Genomic DNA, 20683 nt, shown 5'->3' on the forward strand with positions numbered 1-20683 from the left:
CCCGCAGGGAATTGGCGTGCGGCGCGACTGTCAGGCAGCAATCGGCCGGTCGCCATGCCATTTCTCGCATGTCAGTCGAAGAAAGCGTCCCGACTCCATACGAAGTAGGCGGGATAGTCGAACATCCGCGAGAAATCCTCGAACACCCCTTGCGCGTCAGGCATGTTGCGACCATCGACCCTACCGAAGAAGACCGTCCGCGTAAGCGGCATCGAGTAGACCCAGGTGCCCACAGTCCCGGGCTCGACGAAATGCAGATGCGGACTACTGGCGGACCACGCGACTCCTTCGTTGTCCCGCTGATTTCCCCCGGTACCACACAAACACCGAAGCCGACTTGATCGGTCGTTCGAATTCATTGGCCGTGGCCTGACGGTCGACACCGGTCATTCGTCGCCGGTTCGTTGCATCAACAGATCGCGCTTCGTTTGCTCGATTGTCAGGGGATCGCAGAAGAATACGGTGTTGAAGGCGACTTCTGTTCCTGCAGGTTTTGCCGGTTGGCCGGGCGAGGTCCCGAAGTGCCTTGCGGTTCGGTTCAGAATTTCGCAGATGACCCTCTTTCCTTCCGGCTCGTCGCGCAGGAGAAGTTCTGCACGAAGGATCAGAAGGAGATATCTGTCGGCGGGAATCCACGAAAGATCTCGTGTATATTCCGCGAGTGCCGGCCAGTTCCAGCCGAACTGGAAAGGGAACTTCAGTTCGCTGGAGAACGACTCGAGCACGCCCTGGCTGTCGAGCATTCGGGCTCCGTCGAGGCGTGCGCAGTAAATACTTCCAGTCGGCGGCAGTGGGATGGCATGAACCTCGGTGTCCGGAACGAAATGAAACCAGGGGGATTCGTACTGCCAAATATCGGTGCCGAGCATCATTTGTACACGATCCAAGATTTGTAGTGGTTAGGGCTGTAGTATATCGAACCGTCCGACCCCGAAACGATTCTTTCGGTGCTTCTACTGGGATCTCCTTTGGTTTGGAGCGATCCCCATTCTCGGTAGGCGATCGGATTTCCGTGCGCATCATGGGTCGGCAGGATTGTGCTGTTGTTTCTACCGTCGTTCTGGAACGGCGTCGGCAGGGATTCCCCCTTGATTCCGTCAGGGTAACCGTAGGGATGGACACCACGATCTTCTATCCAGCGAATAACCTCAAGCGATTCCGCCGGAATCGCCGACGGGAGCCACCATCCGGGCGGCGGGTTGCCGAATGAGGATCCAGGGCTGTAGGCAGCGAGCCCCAATGGGTCGATCCAGGTGAGAGGGTTTGTGACGTATCCATGCGGATTTGGCGCGGGCTTCAATCCCCAGGGATCCGGACTGGCGTATGCTCCGAAGGTCGGATCGTACTGGCGGAAATAATTTGATAAAAATCGGCTCTCTTCGTCGCGAAACTGTCCCGGGAACCCGAGTGGACAATAGGCAAGGTCATTCATGGGTCGTTCATCGCAACCCCAGAGTGAAGTTCGCGTGCCCCCCGCCCGGTGACCGAACATGTCGATCAAGTCGGTTGGGGTTCCGGCGGGATCGGTGACGATCGAAAAAATATGGCTTTTGGCACCGGAGGCGCCACTCGATATCACGGCCTGGGTGATCGGGCGGGGGGCATCCGGGTGGTAGTTCCAGTTGGTGATTCGGCCGTCGACCGTCGACTCTTCGACGAGGTCGGTTCCATCCCAGGTATAGGTGTAGTGCTGCGGGGTGCCTTCGCTGTCAGAAACGCGAGTCTTGGAGAATCTGCGTCCGAAAGGATCGTGGATATAGTTCCATGTGAGGCCGCTGGGCGTTACCGTGGAGACGAGTCGATCGTCAGCATCCCACGAGTAGTTCCAAACGTACGATTTTCCGGAAAGAGACTTCCGAGTGCGTCGTATGATGCGGCCCTGGCGGTCGTGGTCCAGATGTGTGCGGCCGACACGGCGAGTGAGAGTCCCGGATACCTCACGTGAGCCCTGTTCAGCTGTATCGGCGGTCGGCCATTGGCCGTGGATCTGGTTTCCGGCAGTGTCATATGCATAACGTTCGGACCAGCCCGGCGCATTTTTGCCGAGTACTCGTCCTACCTCGTCGAGATCGAACGACGTCATGCCATGGAGTGAATCCTCGATGGATACGACACAGCCGTCACCACGGTAAGTGAAGCCACGGTGAAGCGTTTGCCGAGTTCCGAGGCGTGGGTCGAGGACGGCCGCCAGTCCGGTTGCCGAGGATCCGATCGTGATCGACTGGTCGATGAGGCGATGAGTCTCGGTCCACTTTTGCGCGAGAGTGACGTGATCCCCGAACTCGCGCCGCGTTTCGCGACCTGCGGCGTCGTGGGTGAATTCAAACTCATGCCCCGAAGTGTGCAGGGTCAGCGGCCTCCCGGCAGCATCGTAGGTCCATTCGCTGACCTGGCCACTCGGAGTCTCCCGACGCGTTCGCCGGCCGAGTTCGTCGTAACTGCATCGGAGATGGCGGCCGTTGCAGATTTCGACCACCGCTCGTCCGCACGCATCCCGGAGTAGGACCAAATCCACATCAGGATCGGTGGCCCTGCGCAGTCGACCGAGAGCGTCGTGTTCGTAGCGTGTTTCGTGACCCGTGGCTTCGTGGCGTTGGATAACGACCCGACCGAGTGCGTCCCGGGTGTATGCAACAGGCTCCCCCGCTCCGTTGACGCGACGGATCAGTCGTCCTGCGGAGTCGTGGCGATAGGTGAGGTGCCGGCCGTTGAAGTCGGTTTCGGCGAGCAGCCGACCGGCTGGATCGTATTCGTAACTCCACGTCAAACCCTGGGGGTTGGTGACCCTCGTCAGGTGCAACTCGGTGTTGTAGGTGAATTCCAATCTTGCGCCATCCGGGCCGGTTTGGGCGGAGGGGAGGTCGAAGAAAGTTGATTCGTAGGATGTGGTGAAGCCGGCTGGGTTTACGTGGTGGCGGAGGTTGCCTTCGGCGTCCCAGGTCCAGGATTCGGTGGTGCCGTCGGGGCGTTCGCGGCGGGCCGGTTTTCCTTCCACCGTCCAGGCCGTTTTGGTGGTGTGGCCCAAGGGGTCGGTCAAGGCGGTGGTGCGGCCGAAGGCGTTGTGGGTGATGTGAGTGGTGGCGCTCAGTGGGTCGCTGATTGTGGTGGGGAGGCCGGCTGCGTTCGATGTGACCGTTGTGGTGTGGCCGAGGGCATTGGTGATGGTGATGAGGTGGCCGGCCTCGTTGTATGTGTGGGACGTGACCGCGTTGAGTTCGTCGGTGGTGGTGAGGAGGTTGCCGCGATCGTCGTAGGTGTGGTGGCGGACCTCGCCGTCCGGGGCGGTGATTCGGGTGGGGCGGCACAGCACCGGGTCGACGTCGGCGACTGTGAAGGTGCCGTCGGGGTGGATGACGCCGGTCGGGTTGCCGTGTGCGTCGTATGCGTACCTCGTGGTGTGGCCGAGTTCGTCGGTTGCTGCGACTCGGCGGTTGTAGGAGTCCCATTCGGTGCGCCTGGTGCCGCCGAGGGGGTCGGTTTCGCGGATTACCTGGGACCAGTCGTTGTATTCGTATTCGCGGACGGCGCCCAGGGCGTCGGTCATCCGGGTGACCCTGGCGGCGGTGTCATAGGCGAACGTGTTGTCCATGACGCCGGCCACGCCGGAGCCCCTGACGCAGCGGCCGGCCTCGTCGTATTCGTACTGGTACCAGGTGTCGTTGCGGTCGGTCCAGGACGTCATGCGGTTGTGGGGGTCGTAGGTGAAGCGCAGGGGGCGGCCCGAGGAGTTGACGGCTTCGGTGAGGTTGCCGAGTGCGTCGTGGGTGAAGGTGACGAGGTCGACGCAGGCCGCCGGGTCGTTCGTGCTCGTGTGGGTGACCGGGTCCGCGCCGAGCAGGCGGTATCCCGTGATCAGGCCCGCCGCCGAGTCGACCGCCACCCGGTAGCCGCCCGAGTGGGTGACCTCGCACGGCACACCTTCGGCGTCGTAGACGTACTCGACGCGATTCGCGTTGCGATCCGTCAGCGCCCGCACCGGTATTCGCCGCGACGCCCGCCCCGGCAGCGCCGCGAAGGACCACGTCCACCCCCGCCGCGGGTCGGTGACCGTGAACGTGCCGGCGCCGTCCCACGCCAGGGGCCACCGGTATCCGCCCATCGGCAGCACCGGCTCACCCGGCCTGGGCACCGGATAGCGCAACGTCATCCCGTCGGCGGCCGTGAAGGTGACCCGGTCCGCGCCCAGACGCAGGCTTTGGTCGAGCGTCGATGCCCACCGCTCACCGAAGAACCGGCCCCCGCCGAACGCCGTCCGGTGATGCCGCTCCAATACCAACGGCAGCGCGCCCGGAAGCGTTACGTCGATCTGCGGCAGCACCATCTCGCCCGTGACCACGTCGATCGGCTCGCCCTCGCGCGTGCACGCCTCTGCGGCCCGGCAGCGCGGGTTGTCCCGCTTGGCGATGTTCTTCTCGACCTGCTCGGCGGGCGTCAGCGTCTTGTTGCCACCGCGCGTTGCCAGGGTCAGGGCCAGGTCGGGCGCCAAGTGGCCGAGCCACCTGGCCGGGTTCTTCTTGAAGTCCTCCCACGACGTGACGACCGTGTCCTGGGCGAACCCCACCGGGTCCCGGGCGATGCCTAGCATGCCGCCGGCGATGCCCTTGAGGTCGGTGGCGTACGCGATCGGGTCGACGAAGATCCGACCCGGGTCGATCGTCCACGCGAAGCTCGCGAGTTCGAAGACCCCGCCGCCGGCGCCCTTGGCGAAATCGATCCCGGCCTGGCGGAGCGTCTTCCAAATGTCCGGGTCGAGGTCGAGTACGCCACGGGACTTGCGCAGTTCCAACAGCGCGTGCGCGTCGGCCTTCTCCACCCGCTCGCGCACCCGCCGCAACTGCTCCTGCGCCTCGCGCAACATGTCCGCGCCCGGATGGCCCTCGGGCTTGTGCGGCAGCGGGGGCAGGCACTCCTTGCCGACGCCGTTGGCTTTCTGCACATCCTGATTGCGCTTGGCGAGGTCGTACGACTCCTGCTCGCGCGCCTGCGCCTCGATCAGCCAGAACGCCTGCTTCGCCTTGGGGATGATCTCGTTCGCGCACTCGCCCTGGGCGAACCGCAACACCTCGGCGAACTCGCGCAACTTCGCGGCGACACTCGGGTATTCCTTGCCGTGCAGGCCCAGGATCTCGGTGACGATCCCGAGGTCCTTGCGAAAGCCCTCCGCCGCGTTGCCCTGCCAGAGGTCCTTGCCCTCGATCCTGCCGAGCCGGCCCTTGGCCTCCAGCGCCTGCGTCGAGAACCGGGTCAGCACGTCGGCGAGCGTCTGCAACACCTCCCAGTCGCCCGGTATCAGGCCGCGTGGCTGCGAGTCGGGGGTGAGTGGTTCGCCGGATACCAACACCGGGCGGCCTCCGTCAGTTCGTGGTGCCCATGTCGTCGCCCGCGTGGATCGAGGCCGCGCCGCCGGGCGTGAAGAACCGGGCCTCGGCGTCGCGTTCGGCCGCCTCATACTGCTGCGCGGCCATCTCCAGCGCGATCGCGATGTTCTCGCCGAGGTTCACCAGCGCGGCCATCGCCTTGGCGGACTCCAGTACGATCTCGCCGGCTTGGAACGGTGACGAGTAGTACTTCTGCAGCGCCACCAACCCATCCCGCAACGGCTGCTGCTTCTGCGCGATCTCCCGGGCCACCGTCAGCGCCTCGATCAACTCCGTACCGGCCCCGCGCACGAACGTGCTGTCGACCTTGAAACCGTCGTCACCCATCCGCCGCCTCCGCGTTCCACAGACTCGCCCGCAGCCGCACCGGTCGTGGGCCGGCCAGGTCGATCGCGATGTCGTAGCCGGGCGGCAACAGCCGCACCAGGTCGGCGCCTTCGGTGGCGAACCAGTCGCACCCGCCCCGGACGAACAGCGCCAACTGCTCCTCGGACGTGAACACCGGAACCACCCCACCACCCGGCGGCCCGATCGCCGCGAAGCCGACCCGCTCGGGTCGTTCGCAGTACAGCCGGGCCGCGAGCAACGCGGCGAGCAGCGCCGGCGGGTCGCCCGCGCCCGCGAGCAGCCGGGTGATCTCCCGCCGCAGCGGCGATATATCGCCCGAATCCGGTTCGTTCATACATACGCCCCGTCCCTCGACCGAGCGTCACCATAGCCAATCCGTCGGTGTCCGCGTCACCGAACGGTCGCCCACCGCTATCGGTTCCCGGGCGTGGCTCGTCCCGCCCCGTCGACGCCGCCGGTGCACCACGGCGAGGCGCCGGGATCTCGGACGCCGCCCGAGCGTCGCCGGCACGGCATCGGTCGACGAAGCGGAATCCCTCGGCGTCGTCGCCTTCCCGATATCCCGTGCCCCGGATTCCGCGTCTCCCGGCGGCGCGCGGGTCGAATTTCGCCAAGGCCCCGACGGCTTCGGCGATATGGAATGCGACGCCGTGCCCGGGATGCGATGTCCCGATCGGCCGCCGGTTCCGCGGACTGCGCGCGATGCCATGCAGGGGGCATATATCGCGAAAATGCCCCGGCGGCCGTTTCGCGTCGCCGGTTCGATGGCCCGGGTCACACCGTCACGGTTCTCGACGAGATCGACGAGATCGACGAGATCGACCAAGGACCCGATCGGGCGATCTTTCGGGCTTTCCATCCAGGGTTTTCGACAGTCCGAACCCTCACTCTTTCCCCGCGCTGATATTTGCGCGTTCCTGGGGTCCGTCGAGAGTGTCCTCGGCGTCACGAGGCGTCGAGGTGGTCGCTCGGTCGTGCGGACGGTGATCGGGTGCCCCGCTTCGGGGTGGCGCGACGTCGCGGAGAGGCTGCGCCACCAGCGGGTTCGCGCGGCGGGATACTTGACGCGACAACATCGGACCAGGGCATAATCCACGAGCCGAAAGCGATGTTCGAGAGGTTGGTGGAACCTCCGGCAGTCGAACCGCCCGGATGGTCGGGCGAATTCGTCGGATACGACGACTCGAGAATATTTGCGTCGTCAATCTTTGGCGTGGGCCAGCCTGATATCACACCGATTCGATCGACATATGGGAATTCCTGCTATTAGCGAAGTTGTCAGCTTCCGGAAACCTTCTGTTCATCAACGAGTCGTCCCGAGTTCATGGTGTGCTCGTTGATCGTCGCTTCAAACGATGCCAAGAATTGCGGAGCGGCCCACCAGGCCGAATTTCCCCAATGATCGGAATCACGATGAGCAAGCTCAAGAAGCTTTCCGCCGTCGCCGGTATATTGACCGTCGCCGCAACCGGTTTGGTCTCGGGCGCGAGCAGCGCCTCCGCAGTGAATGCCTCTCTCACGCTCCGCCCGGCCTCGGCGAATGGAATGTGCCTGGACGTGGTCGGCGGCCAGGTAATGCAATGGACGTGCGACGGCACCTCCACCCAGCAGTGGTACACGGGCCGGGACGCCCACAACCACGAGACCCTCCGGAACGTCGGCACCGGTGGCCAGTGCCTGGACGTCCCCGGCGGCAACACCAACCAGGGCACGTCGCTGATCGTCTATTCCTGCAACAACGGCGACAACCAGGTGTGGCACCGGGCGGACACGCAGTACGGCTCGTCCTTCCAGAACTACCCGGGAAGCGGCCACGTACTGGACCTCGCGGGTGGCTCGACCCAGTCCGGCGCGCTGGCGATCATCTGGCCCTGGAATGGGCAACCGAACCAGCAGTGGCAGCGGGTGTGACACCGACCCGATCCGGCGGTAGGGCGCGCCCGACATCCCCCGGAGATGTCGAACCCACCTGAACCGCCCATCCGCATCGCACCGCACCACGCAAGCCGCCCCCACGCGAACCGACGCGTGGGGGCGGCTTGCGTGGGTGACAGCGAGGTCGCCCGCGCCGCCCGTCGCCCGGTAGAGGGACGAACCGGTCGATCCGTTCGCGTACGCGTCACCGAATAGTCGCCCACAGCTACCCGTTCCCGAGCAAAGCGCGACCCGGGCTGCTACTAGGCTGGCCGAGCAGACCAGCGTGCCCCTTGACCAAGGAGAAACTCGTGCCGTCCATCGACGTCATCCACGCCCGGGAGATCCTGGACTCCCGAGGGAACCCCACGGTGGAGGTCGAGGTCGTCCTCGACGACGGCAGCTCGGGCCGTGCCGCCGTGCCGTCCGGCGCTTCCACCGGCGCCTTCGAGGCCGTCGAGCTGCGGGACGGCGACGAGTCCCGCTACGGCGGCAAGGGTGTACAGAAGGCCGTCGACGCGGTCAACGACCGCATCTACGACGAGATCGTCGGCACCGAGGCCGACGACCAGCGGCTGATCGACCAGGCGATGATCGACCTGGACGGCACCGAGAACAAGGCCGAACTCGGCGCCAATGCCATCCTCGGCGTCTCGCTCGCCGTGGCGCACGCCGCCGCCGAATCGGTGAACCTGCCGCTGTTCCGCTACCTGGGCGGCCCGAACGCGCACGTGCTTCCGGTGCCGATGATGAACATCCTCAACGGTGGTGCGCACGCGGACACCAACGTCGACATCCAGGAGTTCATGATCGCGCCGATCGGCGCGGAGACCTTCGCCGAGGCGGTGCGCTGGGGTACCGAGGTGTACCACTGCCTGAAGTCCGTACTGAAGGCCCGCGGCCTGGCCACCAGCATCGGCGACGAGGGCGGCTTCGCGCCGAACCTGGAGAACAACCGCGCCGCGCTCGACCTGATCGTCGAGGCGATCGAGAAGGCCGGCTACACCCCGGGCACCGACGTCGCGCTGGCCCTGGACGTGGCCGCGAGCGAGTTCCACACCGACGGCGCCTACGTGTTCGAGGGTGCCAAGAAGACCTCCGCCGAGATGTCGGCCTACTACGCCGAGCTGGTCGAGGCGTACCCGCTGGTGTCCATCGAGGACCCGCTGGACGAGAGCGACTGGGAGGGCTGGGTCGCGCTCACCGCGCAGCTCGGCGACAAGGTCCAGCTGGTCGGCGACGACCTGTTCGTCACCAACCCGGAGCGCCTGGCGCGCGGCATCGCCGAGAAGGCGGGCAACGCCCTCCTGGTGAAGGTCAACCAGATCGGCACGCTCACCGAGACCTTCGACGCCGTGTCGCTCGCCCACCGCAACGGCTACCGGTGCATGATGAGTCACCGGTCCGGCGAGACCGAGGACACCACGATCGCGGACCTCGCGGTGGCCACGGACTGCGGCCAGATCAAGACGGGTGCCCCGGCGCGCTCCGACCGGGTCGCCAAGTACAACCAGCTGCTGCGCATCGAGGAGATCCTCGACGACGCGGCGGAGTACGCCGGCCGCGCCGCGTTCCCGCGCTTCCAGGGCTGACACCCGGTCGAGCGGGGGACCGCCGGCGCCGAATCGACGGAACGGCGGGAGGACGCGTGAGCGAGCAGGGCGAGGGCGGTCGCAGGACGGCCGGGCCGACTCGGGTCGCCCGCGCGTCCCGAGCCGTCGCACCGCCGCGCCAGGCCCGCGGTACCCGCCCGGCATCGGCCTCGTCGAGGCCGGCCGGGTCCAGGCCCGCCAAGTCTGCCAAGCCGAAGACCGCGGCCGGGTCCTTCAAGGGCTCGGCCGCGGCGGCGGGCCTGGGTCGGCTGCGCCGGCGCGGCGGCGGCAAGTGGATCGTGCTGAGTCTGGTGGTGCTGAGCCTGGCGATCGCCCTCGTCTACCCGCTGCGGCAATATCTGGCGCAGCGCTCCGACGTGGCCGACCTGCGCGAGAGCACCCGCAAGCAGCAGTCCGAGACCGAGCGCATGCGGTCCGACCTGGAGCGCTGGAACGACCCGGCGTACGTTCGGCAACAGGCGCGCGAGCGGCTGCACTTCGTCTACCCCGGCGACACCGCCTACCTGGTGGTGCCGCCCGCCGGCACCGCGGGCAACCCGGCGCCGCCCACCCCGGCCCAGGCGGGCTCGCCGCCCTGGTACCGGAACCTGTGGGACTCCACCCGCGACGCGGACAAGGCCGGTGCGCCGACCCCGAGCACGTCGCCGACGCCCACGAGGACACCCGCCACGTCGATCGGCTAGGCCGGTCCGGGCCGCCGCCGGCCCCGCGCGGCCCGCCGCGACCGGCCGCCGCACCGGCTCCGGGGCGGCACCCCGCTCGAACGTCGGTCCGAACCATTCAGCGAAACAGGACATACTCCCTCCATGGATCAGCAGGACATCGACGCCGTCAAGGCGCAGCTCGGCCGTACCCCGCGTGGTCTGCGCGGCGTCGCACACCGGTGCCCGTGTGGGCTGCCGGACGTCGTGGAGACCGCCCCGCGCCTGGAGGACGGTTCGCCGTTTCCGACGCTGTACTACCTGACCTGCCCCCGGGCGGCGTCCGCGATCGGGACGCTGGAGGCGAACAACGTCATGCGCGAGATGAACGCGCGCCTGGCCGAGGACGAGGATCTGGCCGCCCGGTACGCCGCCGCGCACGAGGACTACATCGCGCGCCGGGACGCGATCGAGGTGCTGGAGGGCTTCCCGTCGGCGGGCGGCATGCCGGACCGGGTCAAGTGCCTGCACGTCTTGGCCGGCCACGCGCTCGCCGCCGGACGCGGCGTCAACCCGCTCGGCGACGAGGCACTGGACGCGCTGCCCGACTGGTGGGCCAAGGGCCCGTGCGTGTGCGTGGACGGCCCCGCCGGCGAGCCCGCCGACGCCTCTCCCGACCCCGCCCCCGCCCCGGAGGACGAGACCCGATGACCCGACGCGTGGCCGCGATCGACTGCGGCACCAACTCCATCCGCCTGCTCGTCGCCGACCTGGACCCGGCCGCCGGCACCCTGGTCGACCTGGACCGCCGGATGCGGATCGTACGACTCGGTCAGGGCGTGGACCGGACCGGCCGGCTGGCTCCGGAGGCCCTGGAGCGCACCTTCGCGGCGTGCGTCGACTACGCCGAGGTGATCCGCGAACTGGGCGCCGAGCGGGTGCGTTTCGTGGCCACCAGCGCCAGCCGGGACGCGGAGAACCGGGACGATTTCCGGGACGGCGTCCGGAAGATCCTGGGCGTCGAGCCGGAGGTGATCTCGGGCGACGAGGAGGCCGCGCTGTCCTTCATGGGGGCGACCCGCGAGCTGGCCGGGACCGGCGCCGTCGAGACGCCCTACCTCGTGGTCGATCTCGGCGGCGGATCCACCGAGTTCGTACTCGGCACCGACCGGCCCGAGGCGGCCCGATCGGTGGACATCGGCTGCGTCCGGATGACCGAGCGCCACCTGCGCGACGACCCGCCGACGCAGGCCCAGGTCGCCGCCGCGATCACCGACATCGAGGCCGCCCTGGACCAGGTCGCGGCCGTGGTCCCCCTGGCGCGCGCCCGCACCCTGGTCGGCCTGGCCGGTTCGGTGACCACCGTCGCGGGCATCGCGCTCGACCTGCCCGAATACGACTCGACCACGATCCACCACGCCCGGTTGACCCTGGACCAGGTCCGCGCCGTCACCGCTCGCCTCCTGGCGAGCACCCACGCCGAACGCGCGACCATCCCCGTCCTGCACCCGGGCCGCGTCGACGTGATCGCCGCCGGCGCGCTGGTCCTGCGCACGATCATGGAACGCACCGGCCTGACCGAGGTCGTGGTCAGCGAACACGACATCCTGGACGGCATCGCCTGGTCCGAGGCGGAGGCCCCGGTCGGCGACTAGCCCCGGCCCCACACTCGCGGACGCGCCCGCCCCGCCCGACCCCCGTGGCGCGCCCGCGAGTTGGCCCCCGCACGCCGTCCCGCCCCGGATCGGCAAGGAGCAAAGGGCGCCCCAACAGGCAGCGGACAGGCAGCGCCCAAAGAACGAACAACCACCGCCAGGGAACCAACGGCCCCTGTCCAACGTTCGGACACGGACGAAAGTTTGTGAATCCCTTCACATGGTCGACGGGGCAAAAGTTGGCCATGTAGGGCCGTTTTCCTCTGGTCGACCCGTTTCGAGACGGTCCCCGCCTTCGAAAACCACGGTCGTCGACAAGCCGAGGTGGAGATCACATTGCGCCGTCCCCGCACCCCTCGGGCAGGATCGACGCAGGTCACCGGGACCGAGTCGCCGGGTGCCAGGGTCGGATGGATCCTCCCCGACCGCCCACCGTGCACAAATGCACAAGCAAAAGGACGAAGGGTACCAGACGGCCCCTTCGGTACTGCGCGCGGCCTCGAAGCACCGGCGACTTCGATCGGTGGATACTTCCAAACATGAGCAACACGGATCGCCCTCGCATCCTCATCGTCGGCGGCGGCTACGTTGGTCTGTACGCCGCGCAGCGCATCCTCAAGAAGATGCGCTTCGGCGAAGCGACCGTCACGGTCGTCGACCCGCGGTCGTACATGACCTACCAGCCCTTCCTCCCGGAAGCGGCCGCCGGCAGCATCTCACCGCGCCATGTCGTGGTGCCGCTGCGCCGTGTCCTGCCCAACGCCGAGATCGTCAACGGCCGGGTCACCTCCGTCGACCACGACCGCAAGGTGGCCCTCGTCGAGCCGCTGGCCGGCGAGTCCTACGAACTCGGCTTCGACTACATCGTCATCGCGCTCGGCTCCATATCGCGAACCTTCCCCATTCCCGGCCTCGCCGAGAACGGCATCGGTCTCAAGACCATCGAAGAAGCCATCGCACTGCGCAACCACGTGCTCGGGCAGCTCGACCTGGCCGACTCCACCACCGACGAGGACATCCGCCGCAAGGCGCTGACGTTCTGCTTCGTCGGCGGCGGCTTCGCCGGTATCGAGGCGCTGGCCGAGGTCGAGGACATGGCCCGCGACGCGGTGCGCTACTACAAGAACCTCAAGCGCGAGGACATGCGCTTCGTGATGGTGGAGGCGGCCAACCGCATCCTCCCCGAGGTCGGTCCCGAGCTCGGCGCGTGGACGCTGGAGCGGCTCAAGAGCCGGGACATCGAGTTCCACCTGGAGACCTCGCTCAAGTCGTGCGTCGACAAGCACTGCGTGCTCTCGAACGACATCGAGTTCGACGCCTCGACGATCCTGTGGACCGCGGGCGTCAAGCCCAACCCGGTGCTGTCGGAGTACGGTCTGCCGCTCGGCCCGCGCGGCCACGTCGACACCCGCACCACCCTCCAGGTGGTCGGCATGGACAACGTGTTCGCCGCCGGCGACAACGCGCAGGTGCCGGACCTGGCCGTGGGCGAGGGTGCCTGGTGCCCGCCGAACGCGCAGCACGCGCTGCGGCAGGCCCGGGTCCTGGGCGACAACGTCGTCTCGGTGATGCGTGGCTTCCCGCCGCAGGAGTACAAGCACAAGAACCTCGGCGCGGTGGCCGGCCTCGGTCTGCACAAGGGCGTCGCCGTGATGTTCGGCCGGTTCAAGCTCAAGGGTCTGCCGGCCTGGCTGTTCCACCGCACCTACCACGGTGCGATGGTGCCGACGTTCAACCGCAAGTTCCGGGTCTTCGCCGACTGGACGCTGTCGGCGTTCTTCCGGCGCGAGATCGTCTCGCTCGGCGCGATGGAGCACCCGCGCGACGAGTTCGCCGAGGCGGCGCTGCCCGCGCCTCGGCCGGCCGCCGAGTCCGTGGCCAAGTCGTAGGTCGTAGGTCGTTCGCGACGAAGCCCGGTACGCCCTGTGCGTACCGGGCTTCGTCGCGTTCCCTCGGTCAGCTCGTGCGCTGTGCCTCGAAGCGCTTCATGCGTTCCAGGACCAGATCGGCGGTCGGCGCGGTCATCTCGTCGACGATCCGGCCGTCGGCCAGGAACACCACGCGGTCCGCGTAGGAGGCCGCGTTCGGGTCGTGGGTGACCATCACGATGGTCTGGCTCAGGTCGTAGACGCTGCTGCGGAGGAAGCCCAGCACCTCGGCGCCGGAGCGCGAGTCGAGGTTGCCGGTCGGTTCGTCGGCGAAGATGATCTGCGGTTTGCTCGCCAGCGCGCGGGCGCACGCGACACGCTGTTGCTGGCCGCCGGACAACTCGGTCGGTCGGTGCCTGAGCCGGTCGCGCAGCCCGACGGTCTCGATCACGTGGTCGAGCCAGGCCTTGTCCGGCTTGACCCCCGCGATGTCCATCGGGAGCGTGATGTTCTCCAGCGCGGTGAGCGTGGGCAGCAGGTTGAACGACTGGAAGACGAAACCGACCTTTTCCCGGCGGAGCAGGGTGAGCTGTTTGTCGTTCAGCGCGGACAGCTCCGCGTCGCCGAGCCGCACCGAGCCGGCCGTGATCGAGTCGAGCCCCGCCATGCAGTGCATCAGCGTGGACTTGCCCGACCCGGAGGGCCCCATGATCGCGGTGTACTCCGCGCGCCGGAAGCCGACCGAGACGCCGTCGAGCGCGATCACCCGCGTTTCGCCCTCGCCGTAGACCTTGGTCAGGTCGGTGGCGACGGCGGCGAGCGCGCCGTGCGTCCCGACTCCCGCGATGGGTTCGGTGGCGGTCACAGGAGACCTCTTTCCTTGGATTTTTCCTTGGATTCGCCGGGCGACGGAAGGGTTCCGATTCGTGCTGCCTACCCACGCTTCCACAAGATTGCGCATGATCCAGGACGCCTGATCACACTTACTCACGCTTCGTCGGTTTCGCTCACACATGGTCGAAATCGATCGTGCCAAGCGGCGCCGAGGGGGGCCTCGCGCCCCTCCCGCAGCCTCCCGCCGGCCGGCCGGAAATGGGACTCCCGACGGGGCCGCAGGTGCCGGGCAACCGCAGCCGAATGCGGTATATCCCCTGATCAGGCGCCTCAAAGCGCCCATTCGGCATCATCCGTGCGGCATCGGGACGGGTTGCCTTCGGTCGCTCTCCGCGATCGAACGGGTCGCCGCGAGCCGTTCACGGAGCCGCGAAAAACAGGGGGTCAACCCGGTGCGCCGGGGCCGCTACGCTCAGCATCGCCCCCGGATGGTGGAACGCAGACACGAGGAGCTTAAACCTCCTTGGCCGCAAGGTCGTGCGGGTTCGAGTCCCGCTCCGGGGACCAGATGATCATGGCTCTGACCTGCGGGAAGGCCATTTTCAAGATCGCTGCCGTTGACAGAAGTGCGGGTCTGTCAACGGACGAGCGAACGAAGATCATTCACCGTCACCCCCTGTGCACCGGTCGGAACTGCGGTTCCGAATGTGAAGATGACGTTCTCATCGATAGAAATTGCGATCGGACCCATCGGCCGTGCTATCGCATGCCGCCGCGTCGGGTGGTTACGGCGTCCGCGTACGGCTCGGTGGTCAACGCATCGTTACCGACACCCCGCCCCGCCGGTACCTCGCGCCCCGCCGCCCATGCCGCCGCGACCCGGTCGTCGGACTCGACGAGGGTTTCGACATCGACCCGTGGGCCCTTGTACGTCATCGACGAGGTGCTCTCGGCTCCGGGTACGGTCCTGATCCGCACTCGTGAACAGCGCAGGGTGTTCCCGCGCGTACAGCGATCGGCTTCGTGATGGATTCCATCCGACTTTTCATGCCCGGACAGTGACCACGGGCACAAATCGCGTGTCCGACGACGTTGAAAGGGAAGGATGGAGCCCCCGAGACCTTTACTCGGGGATTACTCTTTTAAGCCACGACCCCCACCCGGGGGCATGGAGGAGATGACATGAGGAGCAGCAACCCGGTGCTCACGCGGCGGGGGGCGTTCGAGACCGGCCGGCAGCAGCAGGCCGGCTACGGAGCGCCGCAGCCCGGGCCGCAGGGCGCCCCGTTCGGTGGGCCGCAGCAGCCGCCGATGCAACCGATGACCCCCGAGCAGCTTCAGGAGATGTACCGGGCGCAGTCCGCCGGTCCGCTCCAGACCGGCCGGATGACGATCGACGACGTGGTCGCGCGTACCGCGATGACGTTGTTGACGGTCGTCGTCACCGGTGCGCTGTCGTGGGCCTTCCTGCCGTTCGAGAACTTCGGCTGGGCGATCGGCGCCGCGTTCGCGGCGTTCGTCGTCGCGATGGTCGTGACCTTCAAGCGGGAGATCAGCCCGGCCCTGGTGCTGACCTACGCCGCGCTCGAGGGTGTGTTCCTGGGTGCGATCAGCCACGCGTTCGAGCAGCGGTACAGCGGCATCGTGGTCCAGGCCGTCCTCGGCACGGCCGCCGTGTTCGTCGGCATGCTTGTCGCGTACAAGTCCGGCTGGGTCAAGGTGACGAGCCGCTACGCGCGCATCGGCCTCGCGATCGCGATCGGGTTCGTCACGCTCATGCTCGTCAACGGACTGGCGATCCTGATCGCCGGCGGCGACGGCCTCGGCCTGCGCAGCGGTCCGCTGGGCATCGTGATGGGCATCCTCGGCATCCTCATCGGTGCGTTCTTCCTGTCCCTCGACTTCAACGAGATCGAGCAACTGGCCGCCCAGGGCGTGCCGGAGAAGGAGGCGTGGCGGTCGGCGTTCGGCCTGACCGTGACCCTCGTGTGGATCTACATGGAGGTCCTGCGCCTGCTGTCGATCCTGCGGGACTGACGCGGGTGACGGGCCTCGGCCCGAACACGCGAAAGCGGCGGTGCTCCCACTCGGGGGCACCGCCGCTTTCGCGTTCGCGGGATCGGCGGAGGGTGTGCGGCGGACGTGGCGCGTGCGCGCAATCAGGGTGCCGGGGGTCTTCGACGGGGGGCCGACAGCGGATCGGCCGCGGGTCGGCGGATCAGCTGACTCCGCCCGGCGCGTGCCGGCGGCGCTCGTGTTCGCGGACGATGGCGAGGGCGTGGCCGTGTCCGAGGTTGTGCTCGCCCTGGAGCCAGGAGACCCGGTCCTCGAACCGGGAGAAGGCCGGACCGGCCTCGATCTCCCGGAACCATTCGGGGAGTTCGCGGCCGGTGCAGGCGGGCACCCGGGCCACGAGGTTGCGGTGGGTCTCTTCGGAGAAGTGCAAGGACATAAGCGCCTCCGGTGAGCGTTCCGTTACCCGAGCGTGCATGACGGGCGAACGGTTGGCAAGCGGTCGAAGCCGGCCCACGCGCGGTGCGCGCGCTGGGTACGCTCCGGTTATGTCGTCCCGCATCCCCATCCCGCCGGTCGGGAAACCGTCCGTTTCCCTCACGGTCGATCTGGGCCCGTTCGTCAAGGAGTCCGGTGCGGTCGCCGACCGGCTCCGCCACCTGTCCGAGGCCCGGCTCAAGGCCCCGCTGACCGCCCGTCAGGAGGGCGCGCCGAGCCGGGCGGGCGCGGCGCTCGCGCTGGCGCAGTGCCTGGCCGATCTGGCCGCCGCGGTGGAGGGCGAGCCCCGGCGCGAGGTGCCGGATCTGGGGGTGTTCGTGGTCGGCGACCAGATCGCGGTGACCTCGGGGGACCTGGCCGCGGCGTTGGAGCCGTTGACCGAGGAGCACCCGCTGGGCCTGGACGACGGCGAGCCGGCGACGGCGGGCGATGTGGTGCGCCGGGCCCGGGAGATGGTCCGGGAGTTGGCCGCGGCGATCTGAGGCTCGGGCGCGGCGCCGGCTATGCCGGTGGGCGGACGTACAGACGGTCCGCGAGGGCGTAGGTGGTGTCCTCGTCCAGGCCGAAGGTCAGCGTCCAGCCGCCGCCGATCTCCGAGGTGCCGAGCAGTCGGACCGGGCGGCCCAGGGACAGTGCGATCTCGATCAGCGTGGTGGCCTCCGGGTCGCCGGGCATCACCACCAGCGAGCTGCCGTCGGCGAAGTCGAGGACGTCCAGGCCGCCGGCGCCGGTGGGCGATCCGGTGCGCACGTGCGTGACCGGGGTGCCGCCGGCGACCAGGCCGGTGAGGTAGCCGGCGGTCAGGTGGGTGGGCAGCAGCGGGGTCAGGTTCTCCGAGGGGTGCGGGCGGCGGGCGCCGTCCTCGTCCGACTCGGGGCGGTCGTCCGGGAGGTCGTCGCGTCCGGGCCCCGGCACGGTCAGCGCCGGCCGCTCCGACTCGCGGCTGCGGAAGAGGTGGTCGACGAACGCCTGGTCCCACACCTCGGCGCCGGCCCGGGCCCGGTGGCGTCGGACCAACCGTCGCACGACGGTGGTCACCGCGACGGCGCACGCCGCGGTGAGCAGGACGGGGACGATGTAGACGTTCGGCATGATCCGCAACCCTCGGCCGACCCGGAGAACCCTTCCCCTCCAGGGTCGCGCCGTCGCCGCCTTGCCGCCAGGGCGCGACGTCCCGACGGGATGGGACCTCGGACCCACGCGGGCGCGGCGTCCGGGTCACCCCGCGCGGCCCGCCCGGGGTGGCCCGGACCGGCCGCGCGGCTCGTCGGTGCGACCGACGTGTGTGTACGGGTCAGCTCATGCGCTCCAACACCATGGCCATGCCCATGCCGCCGCCGACGCACATGGTCTCCAGGCCCCACTGCTTGTCGTGCCGGCGCAGCGAGTTGATCAGCGTGCTGGTGATCCGCGCGCCGGTCATGCCGAACGGGTGGCCGATCGCGATCGCGCCGCCGTTGACGTTCACCTTGTCCAGGTCGAAGCCCAGGTCCCGGTAGGAGGGGATGACCTGCGCGGCGAACGCCTCGTTGATCTCGACCAGGTCGATGTCGGCGGAGGTCAGGCCGGCGCGGGCCATCGCGATCCGCGAGGCCTCGACCGGGCCGTAGCCCATGATCTCGGGCGACAGGCCGGACACGGCGGTGGAGACGATCCGGGCGAGCGGGGTCAGGCCCAGCTCGCGGGCCTTGGTGTCGGACATCACGATCACCGCGGCGGCGCCGTCGTTGAGCGGGCACGCGTTGCCGGCGGTGATCGTGCCGTCCGGGCGGAAGACCGGCTTGAGGCCGGAGACGCCTTCGAGCGTGGTGCCCGCGCGCGGGCCGTCGTCCTTGCTCACCACGGTGCCGTCGGCCAGGGTCACCGGAGTGATGTCCTCGGCCCAGAAGCCGTCGGCGATCGCCTTCTCGGTGAGGTTTTGCGAACGCACCGCGAACTCGTCCTGCTCGGCGCGCGAGATGCCCTTGTGCTGGGCCAGGTTCTCCGCGGTGAAGCCCATCCCGATGTAGACGTCGGGGAGCAGGCCGGCCTCGCGCGGGTCGGTCCAGGTCGAGCCCTCTTCCACGGCCGCGACGGTACGGGCCGCGGCGTCGGCGAAGAGCGGGTTCTTGGTGTCCGGGATCGAGTCGCTGCTGCCCTTGCCCCGGGTGCTGGTGACCATCTCGACGCCGGCGGAGATGTACGCGTCGCCCTCGCCCGCGCGGATCGCGTGCATCGCCATCCGGGTGGTCTGCAGCGAGGAGGAGCAGTAGCGGGTGATCGTGGTTCCGGGCAGGTGGTCGTAGCCGAGCAGGACCGCGACGTTGCGGCCCATGTTGAAGCCCTGCTCGCCGCCCGGCAGGCCGCAGCCCAGCATCAGGTCGTCGATGTCCTTCGGGTCGAGCGCCGGGACCTTGTCCAGGGCGGCGCGGACCATCAGGGCGGTCAGGTCGTCCGCCCGCAGGTCCTTCAGCGAACCCTTGAAGGCGCGGCCGATCGGGGAACGGGCGGTGGCGACGATGACTGCTTCGGGCATCGGGACTCCTATGTGGTCTTCGCGGCCGTCGGTACGAGGACCCCGCGAGGACTCTCGTCGGTACGGATGCGCAACTGACGCTTGAAGTTACTGCCTGGTAGCCGAAAGCGGGAGGGGTGGATCGTGCGACCTGCCCCACGCCCGAACTGACGGCCAGTCAGATTTCCTTCGCCACATTACCCCGGACGTCCTCGAATGGGCTCGATGGATTCGACCCGGGGTTCGATGGACCCGACCCGCCGTCCGCCCCGGACCGCCCGCCGTCCGTGCCGGACCCCTCGGCGGCCTCGGCAGGGCCCTCCGGATCCACCGTGGCGGGCGTCGGGATCTGCTGCCGCCGACGGTGCCGAAGCAGCGCCCAGCGACCGCGCGGGCCACGTTCGCGACCACCCACGTCGGTGCCGGCTACCTCGGTGCCGCCCTCGGCCGCCGCCTCGATCGCGGCCTGCGCGATGGGCAGCACACCCTCGCCGCGGAAGCTGTCCGGGCGCACCTCGTCCAGCGGCCACAGGTCGAGCGCGGCGCACAACGACGGCAGCGAGGCCATCGCGGCGGTGGCGTAGCCCTCGACCGAGGGGTGGAAACGATCCGGGCCGAACATCGCCTTGGGGCGGGCCAGGAACTCCGGCCCGAGCAGCGCGCCGAGCGAGACGGTACGCCCGCCCGCCTCGACCACCGCGATGGTCTGCGCGGCGGCCAGATTGCGGCTCCACTGCCGGGCCAGGTAGCGCAGCGGCTGCGCGATCGGCTCGATCGTGCCCAGGTCGGGGCAGGTGGCCACGACCACCTCGACGCCGGAGGCGATCAGGCGGCGGGTGGCCTGTTCGAGGTGGCGCACCGACTCGGCGGGGCGCATCCGGTGGGTGACGTCGTTGGCGCCGATCATGATCATCGCCACGTCGAGCTCGTGCCGCAGGGCGAGCGTGACCTGGCGCTCCAGGTCCGAGGACTGGGCACCGGACAGCGCGACGTTGACCAGTCGCACCGGCTGTTCGGCGACCGCGGCCAGGCCGGAGGCGAGCAGTGCGCCGGGAGTTTGCATGGGGTCCTCGACGCCGAGGCCGGCGGCGGTGGAGTCGCCGATCATGGCGAACACGATCGGCTCGTCGGGCTGATCGCCGTACTCGCCGTAGACACCGTCCGCGGTCGGCGGTTCGCCGTCGGGCTCGCCCACCGTGCGGCGGGCCATCTTCGCCTCGGTGTACAACACCGCGAACATCGCCCCGGTCAGCACGCCCACACCGCCGCCGCCGAACGCCGCGGCGGCGGCGACCCGGCGGGCCATCCGGGTGCGCATCATCGCCGTGCTCCGCGGCCTGTCGTCGTGTCCAAGGCCTCGGTCTCCTCCCCGTCACGGACTCCACGCCGACCCTAACCGACCGTCAGGTTCGTCGGCGGGTACCGGG

General features: G+C 68.6%; 18 protein-coding genes and 1 tRNA gene. 9 read left to right on the forward strand and 10 right to left on the reverse strand.

Annotated elements, in window-relative coordinates:
* Positions 1–386: 386 nt before the first annotated feature.
* The 4 genes from ACFXKZ_RS49550 to ACFXKZ_RS49565 are packed head-to-tail and all read right to left on the reverse strand — an operon-like array spanning position 387 to position 6060.
* Entirely contained in the window at positions 387–872 is a 486-nt protein-coding gene (locus tag ACFXKZ_RS49550) for a barstar family protein (RefSeq protein WP_380014121.1), read from the reverse strand.
* On the reverse strand, positions 869–5341 hold the full coding sequence (locus ACFXKZ_RS49555) for a DUF6531 domain-containing protein (protein ID WP_380014124.1): 4473 nt from the start codon (positions 5339–5341) through the stop codon (positions 869–871). Before ACFXKZ_RS49555 ends, ACFXKZ_RS49550 begins: the two co-directional genes overlap by 4 nt.
* Before the next feature lie 13 nt (positions 5342–5354).
* Positions 5355–5705, reverse strand: coding sequence for a hypothetical protein (locus ACFXKZ_RS49560; RefSeq protein WP_380014127.1), 351 nt, complete (start codon positions 5703–5705; stop codon positions 5355–5357).
* The gene (locus ACFXKZ_RS49565) at positions 5698–6060 is read right to left on the reverse strand and encodes an SseB family protein (protein ID WP_380014130.1); all 363 of its coding nucleotides are present in this window, start codon (positions 6058–6060) and stop codon (positions 5698–5700) included. The genes ACFXKZ_RS49560 and ACFXKZ_RS49565 overlap by 8 nt, the downstream gene beginning before the upstream one ends.
* Before the next feature lie 1064 nt (positions 6061–7124).
* Here ACFXKZ_RS49565 and ACFXKZ_RS49570 point away from each other — a divergent pair.
* The 6 genes from ACFXKZ_RS49570 to ACFXKZ_RS49595 all read left to right on the forward strand — a co-directional run bounded on the left by ACFXKZ_RS49570 (position 7125) and on the right by ACFXKZ_RS49595 (position 13438).
* Positions 7125–7637 carry an RICIN domain-containing protein gene (locus tag ACFXKZ_RS49570; RefSeq protein WP_380014133.1) on the forward strand — a complete coding sequence of 171 codons (513 nt, stop codon included), beginning with the start codon at positions 7125–7127 and terminating at the stop codon, positions 7635–7637.
* A gap of 314 nt (positions 7638–7951) precedes the next feature.
* Positions 7952–9232: a phosphopyruvate hydratase gene (gene eno, locus ACFXKZ_RS49575; protein WP_380014136.1), complete on the forward strand. Its 1281-nt coding sequence runs from the start codon at positions 7952–7954 to the stop codon at positions 9230–9232.
* Positions 9233–9288: 56 nt separating this feature from the next.
* Positions 9289–9936 (forward strand): septum formation initiator family protein, encoded by a 648-nt coding sequence (locus ACFXKZ_RS49580; protein WP_380014139.1) that lies wholly within the window; start codon positions 9289–9291, stop codon positions 9934–9936.
* Positions 9937–10059: 123 nt separating this feature from the next.
* Complete coding sequence (locus tag ACFXKZ_RS49585; protein WP_380014142.1) at positions 10060–10605, forward strand: DUF501 domain-containing protein; 546 nt, start codon at positions 10060–10062, stop codon at positions 10603–10605.
* Entirely contained in the window at positions 10602–11549 is a 948-nt protein-coding gene (locus tag ACFXKZ_RS49590; RefSeq protein ID WP_380014145.1) for an exopolyphosphatase, read from the forward strand. The genes ACFXKZ_RS49585 and ACFXKZ_RS49590 overlap by 4 nt, the downstream gene beginning before the upstream one ends.
* A gap of 539 nt (positions 11550–12088) precedes the next feature.
* Positions 12089–13438, forward strand: a complete 1350-nt coding sequence (locus ACFXKZ_RS49595) for an NAD(P)/FAD-dependent oxidoreductase (RefSeq protein ID WP_380014148.1) — start codon at positions 12089–12091, stop codon at positions 13436–13438.
* A gap of 67 nt (positions 13439–13505) precedes the next feature.
* Here the strand turns inward: ACFXKZ_RS49595 and ACFXKZ_RS49600 are convergent, their stop codons facing one another.
* Complete coding sequence (locus ACFXKZ_RS49600) at positions 13506–14282, reverse strand: ABC transporter ATP-binding protein (protein WP_380014151.1); 777 nt, start codon at positions 14280–14282, stop codon at positions 13506–13508.
* Positions 14283–14733: 451 nt separating this feature from the next.
* Between ACFXKZ_RS49600 and ACFXKZ_RS49605 the strand changes: the two genes are divergently transcribed.
* Positions 14734–14818 (forward strand) — tRNA-Leu (locus tag ACFXKZ_RS49605).
* Positions 14819–15010: 192 nt separating this feature from the next.
* Here the strand turns inward: ACFXKZ_RS49605 and ACFXKZ_RS49610 are convergent.
* On the reverse strand, positions 15011–15229 hold the full coding sequence (locus ACFXKZ_RS49610; protein ID WP_380014154.1) for a hypothetical protein: 219 nt from the start codon (positions 15227–15229) through the stop codon (positions 15011–15013).
* A gap of 204 nt (positions 15230–15433) precedes the next feature.
* Between ACFXKZ_RS49610 and ACFXKZ_RS49615 the strand changes: the two genes are divergently transcribed.
* On the forward strand, positions 15434–16288 hold the full coding sequence (locus ACFXKZ_RS49615; RefSeq protein WP_380014157.1) for a Bax inhibitor-1/YccA family protein: 855 nt from the start codon (positions 15434–15436) through the stop codon (positions 16286–16288).
* Between the two features lie 181 nt (positions 16289–16469).
* Here the strand turns inward: ACFXKZ_RS49615 and ACFXKZ_RS49620 are convergent, their stop codons facing one another.
* Positions 16470–16703: a DUF4287 domain-containing protein gene (locus ACFXKZ_RS49620; RefSeq protein ID WP_078975854.1), complete on the reverse strand. Its 234-nt coding sequence runs from the start codon at positions 16701–16703 to the stop codon at positions 16470–16472.
* A 109-nt stretch (positions 16704–16812) separates the two neighbouring features.
* On the opposite strand from ACFXKZ_RS49620, the gene ACFXKZ_RS49625 reads away from it, so the two are divergent.
* Positions 16813–17244 (forward strand): hypothetical protein, encoded by a 432-nt coding sequence (locus tag ACFXKZ_RS49625; RefSeq protein WP_380014160.1) that lies wholly within the window; start codon positions 16813–16815, stop codon positions 17242–17244.
* A 19-nt stretch (positions 17245–17263) separates the two neighbouring features.
* Here the strand turns inward: ACFXKZ_RS49625 and ACFXKZ_RS49630 are convergent, their stop codons facing one another.
* The 3 genes from ACFXKZ_RS49630 to ACFXKZ_RS49640 form a co-directional block, all read right to left on the reverse strand.
* Positions 17264–17854, reverse strand: coding sequence for a hypothetical protein (locus ACFXKZ_RS49630; protein ID WP_380014163.1), 591 nt, complete (start codon positions 17852–17854; stop codon positions 17264–17266).
* 202 nt (positions 17855–18056) lie between these two features.
* Positions 18057–19277: an acetyl-CoA C-acetyltransferase gene (locus tag ACFXKZ_RS49635; protein WP_380014166.1), complete on the reverse strand. Its 1221-nt coding sequence runs from the start codon at positions 19275–19277 to the stop codon at positions 18057–18059.
* Positions 19278–19434: 157 nt separating this feature from the next.
* On the reverse strand, positions 19435–20577 hold the full coding sequence (locus tag ACFXKZ_RS49640) for an SGNH/GDSL hydrolase family protein (protein WP_380014169.1): 1143 nt from the start codon (positions 20575–20577) through the stop codon (positions 19435–19437).
* Between the last annotated feature and the right edge of the window lie 106 nt (positions 20578–20683).

It is taken from the genome of Embleya sp. NPDC059237 (genome assembly GCF_042754105.1).
GTDB lineage: Bacteria > Actinomycetota > Actinomycetes > Streptomycetales > Streptomycetaceae > Embleya.